The organism is Alkalihalobacillus sp. AL-G (assembly GCF_030643805.1).
Taxonomy (GTDB): Bacteria; Bacillota; Bacilli; order Bacillales; family Fictibacillaceae; genus Pseudalkalibacillus.
This window is the reverse complement of record NZ_CP094656.1, coordinates 2,693,001-2,716,306: the sequence shown is the minus strand read 5'-3', so window position 1 is coordinate 2,716,306 and position 23,306 is coordinate 2,693,001. Positions and strand designations below refer to the sequence as shown.

Here is a 23,306-nt window from a genome sequence, read left to right as displayed (position 1 = left end):
AAATAGGGTGGAACCGCGGGTAAACTCTCGTCCCTATGTCATTCATAGACATAGATACGGGGGTTTTTTCTATTTTAACGACCCTCTGCTCTTGTAGCTATGTCAGCAGAAATAACGGAGGTGCAAAATGAATTTACAAGAAATGATTCTTACTTTACAACGGTATTGGTCCGATCAGGGTTGCTTTGTGATGCAGGCTTACGATGTTGAAAAAGGTGCCGGAACGATGAATCCAATGACGTATCTAAGAAGTATCGGTCCTGAACCATGGAAAGTTGCTTATGTCGAACCATCTAGAAGACCTGTAGACGGAAGATATGGCGAAAATCCAAACCGACTTTACCAGCATCATCAATTCCAAGTTGTCATGAAGCCTTCACCTGATAACATTCAGGAGCTTTATTTAAACAGCCTAAAGGAAATCGGAATCGATCCATTAGAACATGATATCCGCTTTGTAGAAGATAACTGGGAGGCTCCAACGCTCGCTGCATCAGGACTTGGTTGGGAAGTTTGGCTCGATGGCATGGAGATTACTCAGTTCACTTATTTCCAACAGGTAGGTGGTCTTGAAGCCAAACCGGTCTCAGCAGAGATTACATATGGAATAGAAAGGCTCGCCTCTTACATCCAGGACAAAGAAAATGTGTTTGACCTTGAATGGCATTCAGGTTACACATATCACGATCTTTACTATCAATCTGAATTTGAACATTCCAAATATACGTTCGAAGTATCTGATTCAGAGATGCTCTTTACTTTGTTCAATACGTATGAAAAAGAGGCCGGACGAGCGCTTGATCAAAGCCTTGTTTATCCAGGGTATGATTATGTTCTGAAGTGCTCCCACACATTTAACCAACTGGATGCAAAAGGAGACATATCCGTTACCGAAAGAACGGGATATATCGGCAGGGTTCGAAATTTGGCAAGAAAGTGTGCGAAAGCCTATTACGAACAACGTGAACATTTAGGCTTTCCGATGTTGAAGGGAAAGGAGGAGAACGTTGATGAGTAAGCGAGATCTCATTTTAGAAATTGGTGTTGAAGAGATGCCGGCAAGGTTTGTAACAGAAGCGATGTTTCAGCTCTCAGACAAGGTTGCTGGCTGGCTGACAGAAAATCGTATCTCGTATGGTGAGGTGACACAATACTCTACTCCTCGAAGGCTGGCAGTAAAAGTTTTAGAGGTATCAGAAAACCAAGACGATATGGAAGAAGAATTAAGAGGTCCTGCGAAAAAGATCGCTCTTGATGATGAAGGGAATTGGTCGAAAGCAGCACAAGGATTTGCTAGAGGGCAAGGAGTCAGTATCGATGACCTTTATTTTAAGGAAGTAAAAAGCACAGAATACGTATTCGCGAATCGATATACAACAGGAAAATCGACAATCGATTTGTTGTCGGAACTTGACCGTGTCGTCCAATCCTTGCATTTTCCTAAAAATATGCGGTGGGGCAGTACAGATTTTAAATTTGTCCGACCGATCAAATGGATTTTATTCCTATTCGGCTCTGAAATACCTGAGCTTGAAATTGCTGGTGTATATGCAAGCCGAAAAACCTTTGGACATCGTTTTTTGGGAGAAGAGATTGAGATTTCTGCAACATCCGAATACCCGCAGGATTTACTAGGTCAATTCGTCATCGTCGATTCAGTTGAACGAAAAGAAGCGATCCGCAATCAATTAAAGAACATTGAGGAAGAAGAGGGTTGGGCCATTCCAATCGATGAAGGGTTACTTGAAGAAGTGAACAATCTCGTCGAATACCCAACAGCGCTTAATGGGAAATTTGATGAAGAGTTTCTTTCATTGCCGTCAGAGGTATTAATTACTTCAATGAAGGAACACCAAAGATATTTTCCAGTCCGTGATAAAGAAGGGAAGCTGCTTCCTTATTTTGTTACAGTTCGTAATGGGGATCACAACCAGCTCCAGAACGTTGCAAAAGGAAACGAAAAGGTTTTACGCGCTCGATTAAAGGATGCACAGTTTTTCTATGAAGAAGACCAGAAAAAATCAATTGAAGACTGTATGGAGCGACTGGAGTCCATTGTATTCCATGAAGAACTAGGAACAGTTGCGAATAAAGTGACGAGGATTCAAAAACATGCTGAGCGTACAAGTGAACTCCTTCTTCTTGACGAAGAGACAAAGGCTACAATCCAACGAGCTGCTTCGATTTGTAAATTTGATCTCGTTACTCAAATGGTTTACGAATTTCCTGAGCTGCAGGGAGTCATGGGGGAAAGGTATGCCAAGCTTTTCGGTGAAGAGGAGACGGTTGCCGCTGCGATCAACGAGCATTATCAACCTCGATATTCTGGAGATGAATTACCTGGAACAGTAATCGGATCCGTTTTGAGTGTTGCAGATAAACTCGATACAATTGTTGGATGTTTCGGAATTGGCATCAATCCGACTGGTTCCCAAGACCCGTATGCACTCCGGAGACAGGCTGCTGGCGTACTTCAAATCTTACGTCAAAAAGGTTGGCCAGTTGAATTAGAACACCTCTTGAATGCAGTATTGGACCAATTTGAAAAAGCGGATCTCTTGAAGTTGGAACGCCAGGCCGTTTATGAACAATTACTAGAATTTTTCAATGTTCGTTTAAAAACCGTCCTACAAGATCTTGACGTTCGGTATGATGTCATCGATGCGGTTCTGACTGGCCCAATTGGAAGAATTGATTTGTTGCTTCAGCGTGCGGAGATTCTTGTTAACGCCTTAGAAGATAGTTCATTTAAAGAAGCGAATGATTCCTTAACTCGGGTCTTGAACATTTCAAAAAATTTAAAAGAGGCATCAACAGAAGTAAAACCTGATCAATTTGAAAACAAGGAAGAAGAAAACCTATATCGTCGCTTTGTTACCTTTAAAGAAGTAACTTCTCAATTACGATCACCTGCAGATGTTCAAAACGTATTTGAGAAGCTGCTGGATCTACCGGAAGCTATTGACCTATATTTTGATAACACGATGGTGAATACCGAAAACGACGAATTGAGAGAAAACCGGCAAACACAAATGCTCCTGCTATCTAAGGAAATCAAATCGTTTGCGGACTTCAATCAGCTTGTGTTTTAAAAGTGAAAGTATGACGTTTTAATCCTGTTTTATGTTATCTTTTAAATAGAACATTCCTGTAATCGAGCGAAATAGGTTATAATGTATCCAAAAGAGTATGACATATACAGGGTAGTAAGGTGGTGTTACCAATCGAACTTAATAAACGTCAGGAAAAAATCGTGGAAATCGTAAAAGATAATGGACCAATAACCGGGGAACATATTGCAGACCAGCTTAATTTAACAAGAGCTACTTTGCGGCCAGACCTTGCGATTTTAACGATGGCGGGTTACCTGGATGCACGTCCAAGAGTGGGCTATTTTTATACGGGGAGAACGAGTGCTCAATTATTAACTGAAAAAATAAGGCAAATCCAAGTAAAGGATTATTTATCACTCCCCGTAGTCGTTCAAGAATCAGCCACTGTTTATGATGCGATTTGTACAATGTTTTTAGAAGATGTAGGAACATTGTTTGTCGTCAATAAGCAAACGAAGCTCGTAGGGGTTCTCTCAAGGAAGGATCTCCTTAGGGCAAGCATGGGCAGTCAGGAATTAAATACGGTCCCGGTTAATATCATCATGACCCGCATGCCGAACATTACCGTTTGCAAGAAAGAAGATTACTTAACCGATATTGCCTATAAACTGATCGATAAACAAATCGACGGGGTCCCTGTCGTTAAAGACACGGATGGAGACAATGCATTTGAGGTCATAGGTCGGATCACCAAAACGAATATTACTAAGGCTATGGTTGATATTTCCGGCGACGCAATTATATAGAGCTCGTGTTTTAAAAGTTATCATTGGCATAATCAATTATTTTCAGGATAAGGAGGTCGCTATGGTAGAAAGGGATAATCGCCCTATCGTATATGTTGTTTCAGATTCGGTCGGAGAGACAGCAGAACTTGTCGTGAAGGCTGCTGCAAGCCAATTCAATTCCACAACAATCGAACTTCGAAGAATACCGTATGTGGAAGATCGTAACACGGTAAAAGAGGTTGTTGCTCTTGCAAAAGATAATCATGCGATCATCGGTTTTACATTAGTAGTACCTGAGATCAAAGATTTTCTCATCCAAGAAGCAGCTAAAGAAGGAGTTCCTGCAGTTGACATTGTCGGACCAATGATCGACCAAATGACACAGGTATTTAACAAAGGACCTCGTAATGAACCAGGGCTTGTTCATAAATTAGATGAAGATTATTTTCGAAAGGTCGAAGCGATTGAGTTTGCTGTAAAATATGATGATGGCAGGGACCCAAGAGGGATTCTAAAAGCGGATATCGTATTAGTAGGGGTTTCACGTACTTCCAAAACGCCATTATCTCAATATCTTGCACTCAAACGTCTAAAGGTTGCAAACGTTCCGATCGTACCGGAAGTTGAGCCACCCGAGGAGCTTTTTAAAGTATCGACCCCGAAATGCTATGGACTAAGAATCAGTCCTGAAAAATTGAATGATATTCGTAGAGAGCGATTAAAAGCGCTGGGTCTCGATGACCATGCTAATTATGCAAACATGAACAGGATTAAAGAAGAATTAAGTTATTTTGATCAAGTTGTTGACAGGTTGGGATGTAAAGTTGTTGACGTCTCAAGCAAGGCAGTAGAAGAAACGGCAAACTTTATCTTAAACATTCATAAAAATGGACACAGATAAGAAACGGCATATTTAGGGTTGACTGAAGAACAAGGTCAACCCTTTTTTTTCGCGTGAAGGCTCGGAAATCACCGAGTTTTCTTTATGTTAAAAGCAGTGCGTATCTGTCGAAAAATGTTGATAAATGCTTTATAATAGTCAAGCAGTGATAAATACGTTATAATATTCAATTGTGTGATTTCAAAGGCTTTTGAACAACATCTTATAGGTCAAGTTATTAAACTTGACAAATTGGTTATACTAGTTAACAAAGAATTCGACAAAATTCTGAAATATAAAACATTGATTTGTTTGCAGGAATTTGTGAGAGGATGTAGAAATACTTTTAACATGAAGAATACTCGAAATGTGTTGGTTGATGCTGACGCTTGTCCAAACCAAATTAAGAAGGCAATCCTTGAAATCTCGAAATCGCATGAGTACAAGGTTTTTTTTATTGCCTCTTACAGTCATGCAACTGATCGATACGAAAATATAGAGTGGGTTCTAGTTGACGCAGAACCTGAAGCTGTTGATTTATATATCGTGAACCACACTTTTGAAGGTAATATCGTCATTACCCAGGATCATGCTTTAGCAAGCTTGCTGGTGTCTAAAGGTGTTTATGCAATCTCACCAAGAGGGAAACAGTACCGAGAGGAGGAAATGCCCTCGATGCTGCAATCCAGACATTTTGCGAAAAAGCTACGGAAAGCTGGACAAAGGACCAGGGGACCTTCACGGTTCACTGATCACGATGTGAAACGATTTTGTGAAGAGTTTGAACGTATCCTATCACAGTCCGACGTATGACCATTTCGTGGTTTTAAGGTTTTAAACCGGGGAAGAACAGTAAAGAATGGTGATAGAATGGGAGCTCGTATTCCTGAAGAAAAGATTGAACAAATCCAAAAGTCAAACGATATCATTGAGATCATCGGAGAATACGTCCAACTGAAAAAGCAAGGACGCAACTATTTTGGTCTTTGTCCTTTTCACAGTGAGAAAACAGCTTCTTTCTCTGTTTCAGCAGATAAACAGATTTTCCGGTGTTTTGGTTGTGGGAAAGGTGGAAATATAATCTCCTTTCTAATGGAGATCGAAGGGTTTACGTTTATTGAGACCGTCAAGAATTTGGCAGATCGTAGCGGAATTGAACTCCCTGAACAAGCATTGTCCTTTCAGGATGATGAGAAATCAAAAGAGAAAGAAACAATGCGGGAAGGGCATCAATTGCTAGCTAGACTTTATCATCATTGTTTGATGAACACAGACTACGGTAAAAAAGCGAAGCAATATTTATATGACCGTGGCTTTACCGATGAGATGATCAATCATTTTCAAATTGGTTATGCACCTGAATCCTGGGAGTTTGGAAATTCATTTTTACAAAAACGGGATTTTTCTCCTCAGCTAATGCATGAGGCTGGACTCCTTTCTAAAAGGGAGTTCGATGGAAAGTTTTTTGACCGGTTTCGGAATCGGATCATGTTCCCGATTTGGGATACACAAGGTAAAACGATTGCTTTTGGAGGCCGTATCTTAGGTAATGGTGAACCGAAATACTTAAACAGTCCCGAAACGAAAGTGTTTAATAAGAGCAAAACACTTTATTCCTATCACATGGCACGGCCGGTAATGCGAAAAGAAGACAAAGTTGTATTGTTTGAAGGTTATGTGGATGTGATCGCTGCCTGGAGCGCAGGAATATTGAATGGTGTAGCCACACTTGGAACCTCCTTGACAGAAGATCAGGTAAGGCTTTTGAGTCGTAACGTAAATACGGTCATCATCTGTTACGACTCGGATAATGCAGGTGTGAATGCGACATTCCGGGCGACTGAGCTGCTGGAAAAGGCGGATTGCATCGTGAAAATTGCACAGATGCCCACTGGTATGGACCCTGATGACTACATTCAGAAATATGGAGCTAAACGCTTTAATCAGGATGTAATAGGGGCAAGCCATACGGTAATGTCATTCAAGATGCAATACATGCGGAGAGGAAAAAACCTTCATGATGAAGGAGAACGCATGCACTATATCGAAGAAATACTACAAGAAATTGCAAAACTTTCAAAAGCAGTTGAGCGTGACCATTATTTACGACAGCTTGCTGATGAATTCAACCTCTCACTCGATGCATTGAAACAACAGCAGTATCAGGCATTTCGTCGTATTAGAAACAAGAAGGATAAGGATGACCGAAAAAGGGAAAATAACCGTAAGCCCTATATTGGTCAACCCAACCGCCTTTTACCGGCATTCCATAATGCTGAACGTATTTTATTAGCTCATATGCTAAAAGATGTACACATTGCAGAAAAGGTGGAAGAGCTTCTCGGGGGCGCTTTTAACATTGAAGAGTATAGTGCAGTTGCTGCTTACCTATATGCCTTTTATGCAGAGGGCCATGACCCTGATATCAGCTTGTTCCTTGAAAGAGTTGCTGATCAACGGTTGAAGAAAGTAATCACAGAGCTTGCGATGTTAACCATTAACGAGGAAATATCAGATCAAGAGCTTCATGATTATATAAATCAGATTCAAAAATACCCTAAAATGCTTGAGATACAGGAACGAGAAAAAGAAAAAAAACAAGCAGAACGGGAACAGAATGTTGTACTAGCTGCACAGATAGCGATGGATATCGTTCAATTGAAAAAAGCATTAAAAGGTTAGATACCGGAAGTAGAAGTATGGAAGGAGGGGATCGTATGGCTGAGAAACCTACACGTCAAGAAACGGAAGGCGAATTAACCATCGATCAGGTAAAAGAACAATTAGTGGAACTCGGAAAAAAGCGAGGTGTCCTAACGTATAGTGAGGTTACAACCAAGCTTGCACCGTTTGAACAGGACTCTGTACAAATGGATGAATTCTATGAGTATTTGGGTGATCAGGGAGTAGAGATCGTAGACGAAGAGGATGGAGATGACCCAAATATTCAAGTTGCCTCAAAGAGCGAGGAAGAGTTCGACTTAAATGACTTAAGCGTGCCTCCTGGAGTCAAAATCAACGACCCTGTCAGGATGTATTTGAAAGAAATAGGCCGCGTTGATCTTTTATCAGCTGAAGATGAAATCAGTCTTGCTCAACGAATCGAAGAGGGAGATGAAGCAGCTAAACGTCGATTAGCTGAAGCAAACCTCCGTCTTGTTGTCAGTATCGCAAAAAGATATGTAGGTCGAGGGATGCTATTCCTTGATTTAATTCAGGAAGGGAATATGGGCCTCATAAAAGCAGTTGAAAAATTTGATTACCGAAAAGGCTATAAGTTCAGCACATATGCAACGTGGTGGATTCGACAAGCCATTACACGTGCTATAGCTGACCAAGCAAGAACGATTCGAATTCCGGTACACATGGTGGAGACGATCAATAAGCTCATTCGTGTTCAAAGACAACTCCTTCAAGATATCGGACGGGAACCAACACCCGAGGAAATCGGAAATGAAATGGATCTATCTCCTGAAAAAGTGCGTGAGATCCTTAAAATTGCACAAGAGCCGGTTTCACTTGAAACACCGATCGGAGAAGAAGATGATTCACATCTTGGTGACTTTATCGAAGACCAGGACGCATTAGCACCTTCTGATGCAGCTGCATATGAGTTGCTTAAAGAGCAGCTTGAAGATGTCCTCGATACGCTTACCGACCGTGAAGAAAATGTTCTGCGCCTTCGATTCGGACTGGATGATGGTCGCACAAGAACTCTTGAAGAGGTTGGGAAGGTCTTCGGAGTTACCCGTGAGCGTATTCGTCAAATTGAGGCGAAAGCGTTACGAAAGCTACGGCACCCAAGTCGCAGCAAACGATTAAAGGATTTCTTAGAATAAAACATTGATTTTTCAAAGCGTGGATCACTTTGTGGTTCACGCTTTTTTTATTTCTGAAACTTGTAAGGATACCTCGTTTTTGTCTGTTAGCTTCTGCTTTTTTTTATTTGTATTTATCTTACTGATTTTTAATCCCATTTGCAAATTTTCTCCATAAAGATTTTTGAACGGAATAAAACTTTGTAATACCCAATATGTACAAATCAAACAGTTCGAGGGTACGAAACACCGTGTAACCCTTCCATTCATTTTTGATGAACACCCCATCGTTATGACTTATTTATTGTCGGAACTTTTTTAACTGTTGAAAAATTATTGTATTTATACGTATAATTGATGTAAGCGTATACACAAAATTACACAAATAGATAGGCAGGGGTGGAGAAATTTGAATTTTGATTTAACTGATGAACAGAAAATGATTTTCAAAATGATAAGGGAATTTGCTGAAGAGGAAGTCGCACCAGGTGCGGAACAAAGAGATAAAGAAAAGAGATTCCCAGTTGAAATTTTCAAAAAGTTGGGGGACCTCGGTATGATGGGACTTCCGTTTCCAGAGGAATATGGTGGTGGAGGTGCTGATACGGTAAGCTTCGCGATAGTCGTAGAAGAATTGAGTAGAGCCTGTGGATCAGCGGGAATCACCTACTCCGCTCATATTTCATTAGGTGGAGCTCCGATAAACATGTTTGGAACTGAGGAGCAAAAACAAAAATATCTGACACCGGTATGTACCGGGGAATCCCTGGGTGCTTTTGGTCTCACTGAACCGAACGCTGGCTCAGATGCAGGTGGAACCGAAACGACCGCAGTGCAAGAGAACGGTGAGTGGGTTATCAACGGAAGTAAATGCTTCATTACAAATGCAAGTTATGCAAAAAACCTAGCACTGACTGCAGTTACGGATCGCAAGGATGGAGAAAAGGAAATCACAGCATTCATTGCAAGCACTGAGTCACCTGGTTTCAAGGTCATCGATAATTACGAAAAGTTAGGATTGAACTCTTCAAACACGACTGAGTTGGTTCTTGAGGATGTCCGTGTTCCTGAAGAAAACATGCTTGGTAAGAGAGGAAATGGTTTCAGACAATTCCTGATGACGCTTGATGGCGGAAGAATCGGCATCGGTGCAATGGGTGTTGGAATCGCTCAGGCAGCATATGAAAAAGCTCTTGAATATGCGAACGAACGTAAACAGTTCGGACGCTCCCTTTCTAAGTTTCAAGCAACTCAATTCAAGCTTGCCGATATGGCAATGAAGATTGAACTTGCAAGGACGATGGTTTATAAAGCTGCATGGTTGAAAGATCAGGGCCGAAAATTCGCAAAAGAAGCGTCAATGGCAAAGCTTTATGCTTCCGAAATCTGTATGGAGGTATGTACTCAAGCAATTCAAATCCATGGTGGTTATGGATACATGAAAGACTATCACGTTGAGAGATACTACCGTGATGGAAGACTTCTCGAAATTGGTGAAGGAACATCAGAAGTACAACGAATGGTCATCGCGCGTGAAATAGGCTGTTAGTTTTACAAATAAGCCGACTCAAAAAAGAAAGTGTCACTACTCCCTTCAATTAAAACAAGAGCTGTCTCACAAATGAGCAGGTTGTAACTGAAGTGAGGCTGCACTTAGCCTTTGAGTCGGCTTGTTTTTTACTAAAGTTCGTACTTGATTCGATGAGCAGTAAAACATTGGAGGTGTGAGGATGTATTTAACCGAAACGATTGGACAACTCTTAAAAGATAAAGCAGAATGTTTACCTGGGCACGAAGCTGTAGTGTACAGCAAGGAAGGAATACGACATACATATCAAGAATTTTACGAACTGACAGGCAAGGTCGCTAAAGCTTTGATGGCACTTGGAATTCAAAAGGGTGAACATATAGCAGTATGGTCTACGAATAGGTTTGAATGGCTGTTGTTGCAATTTGGTTCAGCACGTATGGGGGCGGTACTCGTTACCGTTAATACAAGCTATCAAAAAAATGAATTGGATTATTTACTGAAGCAATCTGACTCAACGACTTTATTTTTGATGGATCAATTCCGTGATACATCCTATGTTAAAGTTGTTCGATCACTTCTAGGTAGTTCAATTGCTCCAGATGGTAAAGTGAAGGCCGCTCAATTGCCGCATCTTCGGCAGCTCGTTTTTATGGATAACGAGGCACCTGAGGATTTCCTCGGTTGGGATTTGTTTATGGAATTAGCGAAGAACGTTTCGGATGAACAGCTAATGAGCCGCGAAAGTGAACTTCATCATGATGATGTCATCAATATGCAATATACGAGTGGGACAACGGGCTTCCCAAAGGGAGTAATGCTGACTCATTACAACATTGTTAACAACGGGTATCAGGTTGCGGGTGCGATGAATTTAACGGAAAACGACCGCTTATGCATCCCCGTTCCATTCTTCCATTGTTTTGGCTGTGTACTTGGAGTGTTAGCGTGTGCTTCAGTTGGGGCAACGATGGTACCGATAGATCAGTTCGATCCAGAGCTTGTTTTACGGACAGTTGAAAAGGAACGATGTACTGGATTGCATGGTGTGCCGACGATGTTTATCGCCGAATTGAATCTCGATTCGTTTGATGATTATGACTTGTCCACATTACGAACAGGAATTATGGCAGGTTCTCCTTGTCCGATTGAAGTAATGAAAAAAGTAATCAACCTTATGGGTATGGATGAAATCACCATTGCATATGGTCAAACCGAATCATCACCTGTCATTACGCAGACAAGGACAAATGATCCAATCGAAAGAAGAGTTGAAACGGTAGGGAAAAAACATCCGATCGCAGAGGTGAAGATAGTAGACCCAGTCACTGATGAAGAGGTTCCTTCTGGCACACAAGGGGAACTGTGTACAAAAGGTTACCTTGTTATGAAGGGCTATTATAAAATGCCAGAAGACACTGCGAAAGCAATTGATGCTGATGGGTGGCTGCATACGGGTGACCTAGCCACAATTGATGAAGAAGGCTATGTGAGTATTACCGGTCGATTAAAGGACATGATCATTCGTGGCGGAGAAAATGTTTATCCCCGTGAGATTGAAGAATTCCTTTATACACATCCCGCTATCGTTGATGTACAGGTCATCGGCATCCCTGATGAAAAGTACGGTGAGAAGGTGGCAGCCTGTATTCAAGTAAGAGATGGCGAGAAGGTAACGACCGAAGACATAAAGTCCTACTGCGATGGGAAAATTTCCAGATATAAAATTCCTGAATACATTTTTATTGTTGACGAATATCCAATGACGGCCTCAGGGAAAATCCAAAAATATAAATTGAGGGAACAAGTAAAAAAGTGGGCAGAAGAATCGATCCGATCAGTAACTTGAAGAAGTAAAATTCAATTTTATATGTGCAAAAGTCCTGCGAAACGTGTCCAATTCGTGACAATCTTCAGCACGCTTCGTTTAGGACTTTCTTTCTTATCATTTTTCAAGTAAAATAGGATATGGCTTGTTTACTATTACATAGGTAGGTAACACTAACAACAGATACACCGTGCATCTTAAGGAGGATAAGAGATGAAAAGAAATCCATTGATTCCATTTGCCATCACTGCTGTTGTAGGAATTGCAATTATGCTTGTCATATCCGCAGTGGGCGTTAACAATGCTAAAGAAAAAGCGAGTGGTGGGGACCAAACTGAAATGGCTCCTGAACAAATTGTCAGTCAAACTTGTGCATCCTGCCATGGTCAAAACCTAGAAGGTGGAGTTGGACCGAAGTTGAAAGGTACTGACCTTAGTGCTGATCAAATCGCTACAATCATACAAGAAGGGCGCGGCAATATGCCTCCTCAAAACCTAAGTATTGAAGAAGCTCAAAAGGTAGCCGAATGGATAGCTGGCGGTGCTAAAAAAGGCGGCGGAGAAGGCGAAGAAGAAAAGGAAGCCCATTAATATGAAAAAGTTTTCTGTTTATCCAGACAGGAAACTTTTTTCACGTTATAGAACAAGCTATAGTAGAACTCGAATAAGAGTTTCATTAAATATAACAGGTGATCAAATGAGTATTTCTATATCCAAACGATTAATGAAAGTAGCAGACTACATACCAACAGGGGGTTCAATGGCAGATATCGGCTCTGATCATGCCTATCTTCCGTGTTACTGTGTTCAAAATTCGATTGTTACAAAAGCCATAGCAGGCGAAGTGAATGATGGCCCATACCGATCTGCTTGTACTCAGGTGAAAAACTCGGAACTGGAAGGCAATATAGAGGTTCGGTTGGGCGACGGGTTAGATGTAATCGCTTCAGGAGAAGTTTCTACGGTCGTTATTGCCGGAATGGGAGGCCAGCTCATTCAAAACATTTTAGAAAAAGGAAAGAATAAGCTAACGGGTGTCCAACGCCTCGTTTTACAGCCGAATGTCGGAGCGCGCTTTGTCCGTAGCTGGCTTCAAGAGAATAATTGGAAATTGATCAATGAGGCGATTCTCGAAGAGGACGATAAAATCTACGAAATCGTAGTTGCAGAACCATCAGATACTGTTAAACCAATGGATAAAGCTGAGTTATTACTAGGTCCGTTTCTGATAAATGAAAACAATCCCGCTTTCAAAAAAAAATGGAAACGGGAAATGGATAATTGGGAAAGGGTTTTGACACAACTCGAACGAGCACTTCCCTCCAATGAAATCGAAGATAAAAAAAAGGAACTGTTATTCAGGATTAATGCAGTAAAGTCGGTGGTTGACAAGGCGACGAATTAATTACACTTAGCGATCGCTATTTTAACCTTTAATAGAGCAAGGAGGTTTGCATAATGGGAAAAGCATTTGCACACGCTCAAGAAATCATTCAACACATGGAGCGTCTAGCACCAAAATGGATGGCAATGGAAGGTGATCCGATCGGGCTACAGGTCGGGTCTTTACAGAAACCTGTTAAGAAAATCATGGTAACTCTTGATGTCATCGAACCTGTCATTGATGAAGCGTTTGAAAAAGATGTTGATTTAATAATTGCACATCATCCCTTGATCTATAAGCCTTTAAAAAGAATCAATCTGGACACGTCACATGGAAGAACGATTCAAAAGCTGTTGAACCATCAAATTACCGTATACACAGCACATACAAATCTTGATGTAGCGCCCGGTGGTGTTAATGATCTACTTGCAAAGGAAATTGGTATAGAGAATACGAGGGTTCTTGTCGAAACGATTAAAGATAGATTGAAGAAATTAGTTGTTTTCGTACCCGACTCCCATGCGGATCTCGTTCGTAATGCACTAGGAGAGGCTGGGGCAGGGTTTATTGGGAATTATAGCCATTGTACGTTTAACACACCCGGAACAGGTACCTTCATCCCATGTGAAGGTACTGACCCCTTTATCGGCAGAACAGGAAAATTAGAGAATGTTGATGAGGTAAAAATTGAAACGATCTATCCGATTAGTATCGAAAAGAATGTTTTGAAGGCGCTGAAAAAGGCACACCCTTATGAGGAAGTAGCTTTCGATATCATTCCACTAGATAATCCTGGAGAATCCTTAGGTGTTGGCCGAATCGGAAACTTGAAAGAAGAAATGACATTGAAGGATTTCGCTGAACAATTAAAAGAAAAATTACAGGTAGATGGTTTACGGTATGTAGGAGATCCAGATCAAAAGGTGAAGAAAGTTGCTGTTTCAGGTGGTGAAGGGAATGATTTCATAAGCCAAGCTAAGTTTAAAGGTGCAGATGTTTTCATTACGGGTGACATTAAGTATCATTATGCCCATGATGCCATGATTGAAGGTCCAGCAATCATTGATCCAGGTCACAATATCGAGAAAGTGATGAAGCAAGGTGTAGCCGACTATTTATATGATTGGACGCTTAAAAAAAAGTATCAAACTGAAATTGTCATTTCTGAAGTTGAAACGGATCCATTCCGCTTCTTACACGTTAAGAAAGCATAAAAAGTACTTTCTATAGTATAAGCGCAACTACGATTATGCTCTCGCCTGAAGTTTCTACAATCACCGAGTTTTCTTTATAAAATATAGAATTGAAAACAAAAGGCTGACCCAACATATTATGTTTCGGTCAGCCCTTTTTGCCTGTTAAGAACGTATAGCTTATCCTATAGTACAATTTTAAGGTTTATTTTTTTGCAGCTTTAACCTTCGGCAGAATTTTGTTTGATTTCACTTTGCGCTCTCTATTCCATGTCGATTCATCGTTTGGATCAAACTGATCTAAGAATAGAACCACTTCTTTCGTAATCGGTGTAGGAGTTGATGCACCTGCAGTAACAGCTACTGTGTCAATTCCTTTCAACCACTCCAAATCAATTTCTGATACATCAGCGATCCGGTATGCCGGAGTTTCAGCAATTTCTTTTGAAACCTGTGCAAGGCGATTCGAGTTGTTACTTCTCGGATCACCGACAACGAGTAAAAGGTCTGCCTCCTTAGCTTGTTCAGAAACTGCTTCCTGGCGAACTTGAGTTGCCATGCATATTTCTTCATGGACCTCAGCTTGAGGGTACTTTTCCTGGATTTTTTTGATCAGGTGAAGCACGTCCCATTGGCTCATTGTGGTCTGGTTCGTGATTAAAATTTTATCGGATTGTATATTTAATTGATCAACATCCGATTCATTTTCAACGAGATGAACAATATCAGGTGCAATACCCATTGCTCCCTCTGGCTCAGGATGGCCTTTCTTACCGATGTATGCAACATGATAGCCTTCTTCCTTCTTTTCGCGAATAAGATCATGTGTGATCGTTACATCAGGACAGGTCGCATCAATTGTGGTCAGTCCTTTCTCGCGAGCAATACGTCGAACCTCTGGAGAAACACCGTGAGCAGTAAAGATGACTGTTCCATCATTGACCTTTTTCAAGATTTCTAAACGGTTCGGTCCATCTAGCGTGATAACACCCTCATCCTCAAATGCATCTGTAACATGTTTATTATGAACGATCATTCCAAGGATGTAGATCGGTCTTGGTAATTTCGGATTACTAGCAGCCTGGCGTGCAATAACCATGGCATCTACTACACCATAACAATAGCCTCTTGGCGATATTTTAATTACCTTCATTAAAAGGTCCCCCTCTTATAACATGAGCTCATGGCTTCATTATAAAGGAGGACCATACCGTTGACAAATAAACGAGCGGTTATACATAGAGCTTAGGAACAGACTTTTGCGTTCGCTCTTTTGGAATTGTTTTTGGGATTGGGTTTTCATCATTTTCTTTTTTGATCGTTTTTTTTAATACAGGCTTTGATTTCTTAGCAGGTCTTGTTTTCTTGACAGGTTTACTGGCGGTGCGTTTCGGTTTATCAACGGTTGAGTCAGCTTTTTCTGAGGTGGAATCAGACGAGAATTCTTGATATTCTTTTAGTAATTGTAGCATCGAAGGCAAATTTTTCACCATTGGTCCGTATTGTTGAATTATTGGCTTTACAGTGTCAGCCATTTTCATAACTTTTTGTACGTTTTCAACCATTCCGATTAGGTTGACACCACTACCACCAGCGGTATTCGGGGCGAAGAGCCGAGTCAAAAAGCCCAAACCCTGGGGCTTTGGTGCAAACCCGCCAAACGGCGACATTCGTCCGAACTGTGAAAACGGTCCCATCGGTCCAAGTGGACCTGGAGGCATACGGTACATACTGATGCTCCTTTCCATCAAACTCACGACATATTTATGTGGTTCAAAAAATCCGGAGGCTAACGCGATGTGAGTCAGCTCGACGTTTTCACAGGTAGTGAAATGTTTCGTCAAACTTCCTAAATTCTGTACTTTTTATACTCCTTTTTGAACACTTATTTAAAGAATAAAATGGTTATTCTGATAATCAAGATATGCGAAAATTGGGAGTTGGTGTCCTGTGATGTCAAGATTGGGTACCTCCCCAATTGAAGTGGAGGCAAAAAATAATAAACGGCGAATTTCGTCATTGTTCGGAAAGAAATGGCTATATTTATTTGTTTCCTCTATAATACTTTAATAGGAAGTTCAAAAGTTCGGAGGCTAACAAGACTAGAGATTTGGAATACTTCAATGCGGTTTTGCGCCCGAGTAACCGCAGGCGCAGGATGTCAATCAGTTCGACGTTATCACAGGACGCAACGTACTTAGTTGAACTTCAGAAATCTCGGCTCTTTTGATCCTCCTTTTTGAAGACATACTTTAAGAGGTTATTTTGAAAACGAACAGGAACATTAATATTATTAGGAAATCCAGCGAAGGTGATAAATTATGAAAAAGAGTATTTTCGAACAAAGGCTTAATCTAAAGCCATTTTTGTATGAGTCGTTAAGGGAACAACGGTTTGAACGACCGACAGAGATTCAGGAACGATTGATCCCAAGTATTTTAAAAGGACAGGATGTAATTGGACAATCCCAAACAGGGTCAGGAAAAACGTATGCTTTCCTCCTCCCGATTCTTGAACGGATCGATCCAGGAAAGAACAATGTACAAGCTGTCATAACAGCCCCGACTCGAGAGCTAGCTAGACAGGTTTATGATGAAGCTTTAAAGCTTATCGAGTTTCAAGATCGAGAACAACCGATCGTCGTTAAGACTGTCGTCGGTGGTACAGATCGGAAGAGGATGGTCAATCAGCTTAAACATGCTCCGCATCTGATCATCGGCACACCTGGCCGGATCAGAGATTTAGTTGTCGATGAAGGGATCTCCATTTTTCATGCGACGATGTTAGTTGTTGATGAAGCGGATCAAATGCTCGACATGGGATTCATCGAGGATGTCGATCAAGTAGCCTCAAGAATGGCACACGAGCTTCAAATCATGGTGTTTTCAGCTACGATACCGACGAACCTTGAACCTTTTCTTAAAAAGTATATGAACAACCCGAAGCATGTTCATGTTCAACCGGAAGAGGCGGCACCGATAGAAATTGAGCATATCGCGGTGCCAGTTCGGAATCGGGATCGGATTCAACTTACAATAGATGTTGCAACGAATTTTAATCCTTATTTGGCCATTGTTTTTACCAATACGAAAAAGGATGCTGATGAAGTTGCTGATGCAATGGAATCCGCGGGACTGAATGTAGATCGGTTACACGGGGATCTACCACCAAGAACAAGGAAGCACGTGATGAAACGTGTCAACAAAGCAGAGTGTCAGTTTCTAGTTGCGACGGATCTTGCTGCTAGAGGAATTGATGTAAAAGGAGTCAGTCACATCATCCATTATCAAATCCCGACTGATTTAGATTATTACATTCATCGATCAGGCCGTACTGGTAGAGCGGGTATGAGCGGCATAGCAACTGTATTGTTTGAGCGGGATGAGCAAGACAAAATCGAAAGAATTGAAAAAAAGGGGATCACTTTTTCGTATCGTGATCTGAAGAATGGGAAATGGACTGATGTTAAACTCCAAAGAACGAGATCAAAGCGATCATCCAAGGAAAAGGATATCATTCCAATTCCAAAACCTAAAAAAGTAAAACCGGGCTATAAGAAGAAATACCAGGAACAAAAGAAACGTTTAAATAAAAAAAGAAAATAGCAAGTGGAGGGGAAAGAATGATTAAATTAGGTTCACATGTATCGATGAGCGGAAAGAAAATGTTATTGGGGGCAAGTGAAGAGGCTGTATCTTATGGGGCAAATACGTTTATGATCTATACAGGTGCTCCCCAAAACACGAGAAGAAAAGCAATTGAAGAATTGAATATTGAAAACGGCCAAGCTCATATGAACGAAAATGGAATTGATGAAATCGTCGTTCATGCGCCATATATCATTAACATTGGGAATACGACAAAACCACAAACATTTCGACTTGGAGTTGACTTTTTACGTTCTGAGATTGAACGTACGGATGCGATTGGAGGAAAACAGATCGTTCTTCATCCGGGTGCGCATGTGGGAGCGGGGGCTGACGCAGGAATCCAAAAGATCATTGAAGGTCTGAATGAGGTTATCACAAAGGAACAAAATGTACAAATCGCTTTAGAAACGATGGCAGGTAAGGGCTCTGAGTGTGGGCGAACCTTTGAGGAGCTTGCAGCAATCATTGACGGGGTAACACATAATGAAAAGCTGTCGGTTTGTTTTGATACATGCCATACCCATGATGCTGGTTATGATATCGTCAATGACTTTGACGGAGTACTGGAAAAATTTGATAAGGCAATTGGAGTTGAAAGGCTTAAGGTTCTTCATATAAACGATAGCAAAAATGAGTGTGGCGCGGGAAAAGACCGACATGAAAACATAGGCTTTGGAAAGATTGGTTTTAAGGCACTGAACTATATTGTCCATCATTCTCAATTGACGGAGGTTCCTAAGATTTTGGAGACTCCGTACGTTGGAGAGGATAAGAAAAACAAAAAGCCGCCATATCGCTTTGAAATTGAAATGCTCTCGAATAAAACGTTCGAGGATGACCTGCTTGAGAGAATTGTACAAGCATAAAGAAAGAAGAATAGGGATAGAACATGTGGAGCTAATAATCCCCATGTTCTATCCCCTTTATATATTCCGAAATCATTAAATGCTATGAACGGAGTATGGATAGAATCATTGATTTTACAGTTTGAGCAACTTGTGGCCCAACAACGGCTTCGATTTTACGTATAATTCTTTCTCTTTGTTGAAGATCAGCCACATCGATTTTTTCTTCCTGCAATATTCGAATCACTTGTTTTGCCTCGCTTGTTGTAATTTGTATATTATATTGGGATGCTAAAGCGATAAGTTCCTCTGAAGTTAAGTGATTAAGCTTATGGTTGATCATTTGATGTAGAAAAGGATTCATAGCCGTTCCCTCCTCTTGCATAATGTATGTAGGAAGGCCTAGATCGGTGCGTGTATGGAAAAGTGGTATTTTTTGTATGGGAATCGCAGGAAATTTCTACGATATGCTGATCTGGACTTAGGGATTTTTTGGCGATTGCACTATGTATTGGAAGGTTTATTTAGTATAATAGAAGTATCTTGTATGAATCTTTAGAAGTGGAGGCATGCCATGCTAGATTGTCGGTCTGAAATTACTTTTGCAGCCTTTCAAAAAGTGACTCATGAACTGATAGACGATCTATTTTTATTGGTTAAACCGAATGGGGCTATTATTGAAGCTAACGATAAAGCCAAGGCCTGCATTTTATCTGAAAATAATACGAATTTCTATGAGCTTTTCTTAAAAGAAGACCAACAAAAAGCATATAAGTTTATTGAGATGCTGACCAAATCTGACCGGAATGGCAAGGAACGTTTAACTCACTATATTGGTAATGAAAAAATTACGATATTATATAAAGGCAGTTTGATTCAAGACGATGTCGTGTTGCTTGGGGAGCTTATTGAGCAAAAGAAGAAGAATAGCAATAGTGCCGATTCCAAAATCAACTACCAAGAACTTTATGAAATGGAGCATGATTTTCGTAACTTCATGTTTCAAGAACTTGAAATTGGGATCCTTGCGATTGACAGAAATAATTGGATTCAATGTTGTAATGAACATATGGCTAAATTAGTAGAAATAAACTCAGGGGAACAATTGGTCGGAAAGAATTTGTTTGAAATGGGATCTGAACACCCTCTGATTATACATATGGAACAGATGACAAAGGTAATACGAGATTCGGGAATTGTCAATGAGCGCTTTTATTATGATGAAGACTCATTATATCAAGTAAGGGGCATGTTTTTTGAATCGGATAACAGCATACGATTCGTGCTTTACGACCGTTCCCATCAACAAAGGTTTGAAAACTTACTAATGTACAAGAAACAAATGGAATCTGTTTCCCATTTGGCAGCAGGTGTTGCTCACGAACTACGTAATCCACTTTCTGTTATCCAAGGATTTATTCAATTGTCGACTGTTACGAAGGATTTTAGCAAATATTATGATACTGTTATTTCAGAACTATCAAGAATGAATGAAATCATCGAAGATTTTCTATCGGTTTCTCGAAAGAAAATCCAAAAACAAAAGCAACGTCCGGATTTAATTATTCGATCATTGGTTCATATCATTCAATCAGAATGCCTATTACATAACCTGGTCTTTAAATATCACTTTGACGAATCCTCTCAACAAGCTATGGTTAATGAATCGATGATCAAACAAGTAGTGTTGAATTTATTAAGGAATTCTATTGAAGCCTATGGTGATAAAAAGGAACATCGGTATATCCGTCTTTCAGGAAAAGAGGAAAGCGGGTATTATGAAGTGAATTTTATCGATCATGGACCAGGGATGTCGCCGGAGGTTCTCGAACAGTTAGGCAGACCGTTCTTTACAACTAAGGATAAAGGTACAGGAATTGGAATCCCGCTATGTAAAAAAATCATTGAAGAGCATGGTGGTAAATTTACCATTGATACTGAACCCGGAAAAGGTACGAAGATCCGCTTTTGTCTCCCATTAGTTGAAGAAGAAAAATTTAAGGGTTGACTCATTAGCGTCAGTATTGCTCCTCTTAACACAATCGTTACGATCATGTTAACTCATTTTTGAGGTGCAATGACTTGAGTCAACCCTTTTTATATTGAATTAAGAACAAAATTCAATAAAAACAGCGATGCCATCACGTACATCGTTCTCGGAACCTGCTTGAACTGTCCAACCGCCATTTTAATGATCGGATAAACAATAAAGCCGAAAGCCAAGCCATCAACAATACTGTAGGTTAACGGAATAAGTGCCATAATTAAGAAAGCAGGAAAGCTTTCAGTAAAATCGTCCAATGCAATAAATTGAATCGACTGCATCATAACTCCTCCGATAATGATCAGTATGGGTGCTATTGCAGCGTCAGGAACCCCAGCTAGTATCGGAATAGCAAACACAGAAAGCAAAAAGAGTACCCCACAAGTAATGGCGGTAATTCCAGTACGACCGCCTTCAGCAATTCCTGATGCACTTTCAGCTGTTGAAATAGAAGGACTAGTTCCAAACAGTCCTGATAACACACTAGAAAATGCGCTCGATTGGAATGAGCGATCAAATTTTCCTCGATCAGGCAACATCCCGTGCAATAATCCCATATTTTCCACAATTAAAATTAAAGCAAGAGAAAACGAGGCAATCCAAAATTCTGCCGTGATCCATCCTGAAAGATCAGCATTAAAGAAGATGAACCCTGAATCCCCAGTTACGATTTCGCTTTTTGGTGTAAGGTCAAATGCAAAAGCTGCTAACGATATGAGTAGTACCGAAAACACGAAACCTCCCTTAACTTTCTTCACGTAAAAGGTGAGGCAAATTACAAATCCTGCCAGAGTCAATAAAGTGGTCGGTTCACTCAAGTCACCAAGCTTAACGAACGTATCGGGACTCTTTTCAACGATACCGCCTTTTTGTAAACCGATAAATGCAAGGAATAACCCGATGCCAACTGTTATTCCGTGTTTCAATGATTCCGGTATAGAACGTGATAAAATCGATTTCACCGGTGTTAGTGCCGCAATACAGAACAGGATGCCTGCCATAACAACCGCACCGAGTCCTTCTTGCCATGTCAATCCCATGCCTTCTACAATCGTATACGTGAAAAAAGCATTTACACCCATACCTGGTGAAAGTATAATCGGTGAGTTTGCGTAAAATCCAATAAATAAACACGACAATACAGTCACAAAAATCGTTGCCATCAAAGCACCGTAATAGGGAATTCCAGCATCAGCAAGAATTAATGGATTTACAACAATAATGTAACTAATCGTAAAGAACGACGTAAAACCAGCTAATAACTCCCGCTGGAATGTCGTATGATGTTCCGACAGACGGAACCACGATTCGATCTTTTGTTTCATGTATTTCCTTCCTTTGAATTTTAGCCCTCGCCCACCCATGGCTAGAAATAAACTATACCACGATTGTATATTATAGCTGAATTCTCAAGAGTTTCAAGTGATTTTCTATTAACTGATCGTAAAAAACCAACTGTTACTGAAACACCATACATTCATTTGCGAATTTTGTCGAATTCATCTATGATGGTAAACATGTGTCTTAATACCTAAATAAAAGAGGTGTTTATTTTGTGGTTAAAAGCAAATAAGCAGACGTTCACAATTGGTGGACTTCTTATCGGAATGATCACAGTTATCCTATATATGTACTACGAGAACTCTGAGCTTAAAAGTCAGCTTGTGCAGGAAAAACAAGAGAAACAAATGGTGGCAGCCGAACAGGATTATAAACAGATGATCGCCTATTATAAACAAAAAGGTCAACGAAATGAGCCCATTGCCAATGGATATGAAGTATTGAAGAAATCAAAAGTCCTTTCAGACCAATTCGAAAAACAGAGTAATGGCCGATTTAAAAAAGCGTGGGGTAAATTTTTAGTTCGAGAGTCTGTACGTAAAGGAATAGACCCTTATATCGTTTACGAACTATTAAGGGTCGAAACAGGGAACACGTTCGATCCCAATATCGTCGGACCTGAAACAAAATATGGACGAGCATATGGAATGGCTCAGTTTATGAAAAATACCGCACCTTGGATTGCAGAAATGGCCGATTTGCCATACAGTGAGGAGAAATTGTTTGATCCTTACTATTCGATTCAACTTGCAATTGTGTATCTCGATTATTTACATGCTAAATACAAGGATTGGGATAAAGTTTTAACTGCATATAACCGCGGTATGTACGGGATGGAAACGTATATTCAAGAAAAGGGACATGCAAAGAGTTGGTATGCAAAAGAAATTCGAGAAAAAGCAAAAGAACAAGAAATGATCGCCGTAGCCAATTAAAAATATATGGAAAGTGGGG

At 40.5% G+C, this 23,306-nt stretch carries 20 protein-coding genes; 16 read left to right on the top strand and 4 right to left on the bottom strand.

The window, feature by feature from the left end; genetic code table 11:
- The first annotated feature begins 127 nt into the window (after positions 1–127).
- From glyQ to MOJ78_RS13885, 12 genes are all read left to right on the top strand, one after another.
- Positions 128–1,018, top strand: a complete 891-nt coding sequence (gene glyQ / locus MOJ78_RS13940; protein WP_304977944.1) for a glycine--tRNA ligase subunit alpha — start codon at positions 128–130, stop codon at positions 1,016–1,018.
- Complete coding sequence (glyS, locus tag MOJ78_RS13935; protein ID WP_304977943.1) at positions 1,011–3,092, top strand: glycine--tRNA ligase subunit beta; 2,082 nt, start codon at positions 1,011–1,013, stop codon at positions 3,090–3,092. The genes glyQ and glyS overlap by 8 nt, the downstream gene beginning before the upstream one ends.
- Before the next feature lie 119 nt (positions 3,093–3,211).
- Positions 3,212–3,859 (top strand): transcriptional regulator CcpN, encoded by a 648-nt coding sequence (locus tag MOJ78_RS13930; protein ID WP_304977942.1) that lies wholly within the window; start codon positions 3,212–3,214, stop codon positions 3,857–3,859.
- A 61-nt stretch (positions 3,860–3,920) separates the two neighbouring features.
- Positions 3,921–4,742 (top strand): pyruvate, water dikinase regulatory protein, encoded by an 822-nt coding sequence (locus tag MOJ78_RS13925; RefSeq protein WP_304977941.1) that lies wholly within the window; start codon positions 3,921–3,923, stop codon positions 4,740–4,742.
- Positions 4,743–5,072: 330 nt separating this feature from the next.
- The gene (locus tag MOJ78_RS13920; protein WP_304977940.1) at positions 5,073–5,534 is read left to right on the top strand and encodes a YaiI/YqxD family protein; all 462 of its coding nucleotides are present in this window, start codon (positions 5,073–5,075) and stop codon (positions 5,532–5,534) included.
- Positions 5,535–5,591: 57 nt separating this feature from the next.
- Positions 5,592–7,403 (top strand): DNA primase, encoded by a 1,812-nt coding sequence (gene dnaG, locus MOJ78_RS13915; protein WP_304977939.1) that lies wholly within the window; start codon positions 5,592–5,594, stop codon positions 7,401–7,403.
- A 35-nt stretch (positions 7,404–7,438) separates the two neighbouring features.
- Entirely contained in the window at positions 7,439–8,560 is a 1,122-nt protein-coding gene (gene rpoD / locus MOJ78_RS13910; RefSeq protein WP_304977938.1) for an RNA polymerase sigma factor RpoD, read from the top strand.
- 388 nt (positions 8,561–8,948) lie between these two features.
- Positions 8,949–10,088 carry an acyl-CoA dehydrogenase gene (locus tag MOJ78_RS13905; RefSeq protein WP_304977937.1) on the top strand — a complete coding sequence of 380 codons (1,140 nt, stop codon included), beginning with the start codon at positions 8,949–8,951 and terminating at the stop codon, positions 10,086–10,088.
- Positions 10,089–10,269: 181 nt separating this feature from the next.
- A complete protein-coding gene (locus MOJ78_RS13900; RefSeq protein ID WP_304977936.1) occupies positions 10,270–11,916 on the top strand; it encodes an AMP-binding protein in 1,647 nt (548 codons plus the stop codon).
- Between the two features lie 192 nt (positions 11,917–12,108).
- A complete protein-coding gene (gene cccA, locus MOJ78_RS13895; protein ID WP_304977935.1) occupies positions 12,109–12,486 on the top strand; it encodes a cytochrome c550 in 378 nt (125 codons plus the stop codon).
- 106 nt (positions 12,487–12,592) lie between these two features.
- Positions 12,593–13,300 (top strand): tRNA (adenine(22)-N(1))-methyltransferase, encoded by a 708-nt coding sequence (locus tag MOJ78_RS13890; protein WP_304977934.1) that lies wholly within the window; start codon positions 12,593–12,595, stop codon positions 13,298–13,300.
- 53 nt (positions 13,301–13,353) lie between these two features.
- Positions 13,354–14,493 (top strand): Nif3-like dinuclear metal center hexameric protein, encoded by a 1,140-nt coding sequence (locus MOJ78_RS13885; RefSeq protein WP_304977933.1) that lies wholly within the window; start codon positions 13,354–13,356, stop codon positions 14,491–14,493.
- Positions 14,494–14,677: 184 nt separating this feature from the next.
- On the opposite strand, the gene MOJ78_RS13880 is transcribed toward MOJ78_RS13885, so the two are convergent.
- A complete protein-coding gene (locus MOJ78_RS13880; protein WP_304977932.1) occupies positions 14,678–15,625 on the bottom strand; it encodes a 4-hydroxy-3-methylbut-2-enyl diphosphate reductase in 948 nt (315 codons plus the stop codon).
- Positions 15,626–15,704: 79 nt separating this feature from the next.
- Positions 15,705–16,202, bottom strand: a complete 498-nt coding sequence (gene vrrA / locus MOJ78_RS13875) for a VrrA/YqfQ family protein (RefSeq protein WP_304977931.1) — start codon at positions 16,200–16,202, stop codon at positions 15,705–15,707.
- A gap of 591 nt (positions 16,203–16,793) precedes the next feature.
- Between vrrA and MOJ78_RS13870 the strand changes: the two genes are divergently transcribed.
- Complete coding sequence (locus tag MOJ78_RS13870; RefSeq protein WP_304977930.1) at positions 16,794–18,077, top strand: DEAD/DEAH box helicase; 1,284 nt, start codon at positions 16,794–16,796, stop codon at positions 18,075–18,077.
- A gap of 17 nt (positions 18,078–18,094) precedes the next feature.
- Positions 18,095–18,988 carry a deoxyribonuclease IV gene (locus tag MOJ78_RS13865; RefSeq protein ID WP_304977929.1) on the top strand — a complete coding sequence of 298 codons (894 nt, stop codon included), beginning with the start codon at positions 18,095–18,097 and terminating at the stop codon, positions 18,986–18,988.
- A gap of 82 nt (positions 18,989–19,070) precedes the next feature.
- On the opposite strand, the gene MOJ78_RS13860 is transcribed toward MOJ78_RS13865, so the two are convergent.
- The gene (locus MOJ78_RS13860; protein WP_304977928.1) at positions 19,071–19,331 is read right to left on the bottom strand and encodes a DUF2624 family protein; all 261 of its coding nucleotides are present in this window, start codon (positions 19,329–19,331) and stop codon (positions 19,071–19,073) included.
- Between the two features lie 210 nt (positions 19,332–19,541).
- Here MOJ78_RS13860 and MOJ78_RS13855 point away from each other — a divergent pair, with 210 nt between their 5' ends.
- A complete protein-coding gene (locus MOJ78_RS13855; RefSeq protein WP_304977927.1) occupies positions 19,542–20,975 on the top strand; it encodes a two-component system sensor histidine kinase NtrB in 1,434 nt (477 codons plus the stop codon).
- An 89-nt stretch (positions 20,976–21,064) separates the two neighbouring features.
- Here MOJ78_RS13855 and MOJ78_RS13850 read toward each other — a convergent pair whose 3' ends face one another.
- Positions 21,065–22,336: an NCS2 family permease gene (locus MOJ78_RS13850; protein WP_304977926.1), complete on the bottom strand. Its 1,272-nt coding sequence runs from the start codon at positions 22,334–22,336 to the stop codon at positions 21,065–21,067.
- Positions 22,337–22,564: 228 nt separating this feature from the next.
- Here MOJ78_RS13850 and MOJ78_RS13845 point away from each other — a divergent pair, with 228 nt between their 5' ends.
- Positions 22,565–23,287, top strand: a complete 723-nt coding sequence (locus MOJ78_RS13845; RefSeq protein WP_304977925.1) for a lytic transglycosylase domain-containing protein — start codon at positions 22,565–22,567, stop codon at positions 23,285–23,287.
- Positions 23,288–23,306: the final 19 nt, after the last annotated feature.

Bases quoted from the DNA above. Each gene is read 5' to 3' on its own strand.
- dnaG (WP_304977939.1), top strand. From the start codon at position 5,592: ATGGGAGCTCGTATTCCTGAAGAAAAGATTGAACAAATCCAAAAGTCA.
- MOJ78_RS13900 (WP_304977936.1), top strand. From the start codon at position 10,270: ATGTATTTAACCGAAACGATTGGACAACTCTTAAAAGATAAAGCAGAA.
- MOJ78_RS13925 (WP_304977941.1), top strand. From the start codon at position 3,921: ATGGTAGAAAGGGATAATCGCCCTATCGTATATGTTGTTTCAGATTCG.
- MOJ78_RS13880 (WP_304977932.1), bottom strand. From the start codon at position 15,625: ATGAAGGTAATTAAAATATCGCCAAGAGGCTATTGTTATGGTGTAGTA.
- MOJ78_RS13855 (WP_304977927.1), top strand. From the start codon at position 19,542: ATGCTAGATTGTCGGTCTGAAATTACTTTTGCAGCCTTTCAAAAAGTG.
- MOJ78_RS13920 (WP_304977940.1), top strand. From the start codon at position 5,073: ATGAAGAATACTCGAAATGTGTTGGTTGATGCTGACGCTTGTCCAAAC.
- glyQ (WP_304977944.1), top strand. From the start codon at position 128: ATGAATTTACAAGAAATGATTCTTACTTTACAACGGTATTGGTCCGAT.
- rpoD (WP_304977938.1), top strand. From the start codon at position 7,439: ATGGCTGAGAAACCTACACGTCAAGAAACGGAAGGCGAATTAACCATC.
- glyS (WP_304977943.1), top strand. From the start codon at position 1,011: ATGAGTAAGCGAGATCTCATTTTAGAAATTGGTGTTGAAGAGATGCCG.
- MOJ78_RS13850 (WP_304977926.1), bottom strand. From the start codon at position 22,336: ATGAAACAAAAGATCGAATCGTGGTTCCGTCTGTCGGAACATCATACG.
- cccA (WP_304977935.1), top strand. From the start codon at position 12,109: ATGAAAAGAAATCCATTGATTCCATTTGCCATCACTGCTGTTGTAGGA.
- MOJ78_RS13885 (WP_304977933.1), top strand. From the start codon at position 13,354: ATGGGAAAAGCATTTGCACACGCTCAAGAAATCATTCAACACATGGAG.
- vrrA (WP_304977931.1), bottom strand. From the start codon at position 16,202: ATGTACCGTATGCCTCCAGGTCCACTTGGACCGATGGGACCGTTTTCA.
- MOJ78_RS13860 (WP_304977928.1), bottom strand. From the start codon at position 19,331: ATGAATCCTTTTCTACATCAAATGATCAACCATAAGCTTAATCACTTA.
- MOJ78_RS13870 (WP_304977930.1), top strand. From the start codon at position 16,794: ATGAAAAAGAGTATTTTCGAACAAAGGCTTAATCTAAAGCCATTTTTG.
- MOJ78_RS13890 (WP_304977934.1), top strand. From the start codon at position 12,593: ATGAGTATTTCTATATCCAAACGATTAATGAAAGTAGCAGACTACATA.
- MOJ78_RS13865 (WP_304977929.1), top strand. From the start codon at position 18,095: ATGATTAAATTAGGTTCACATGTATCGATGAGCGGAAAGAAAATGTTA.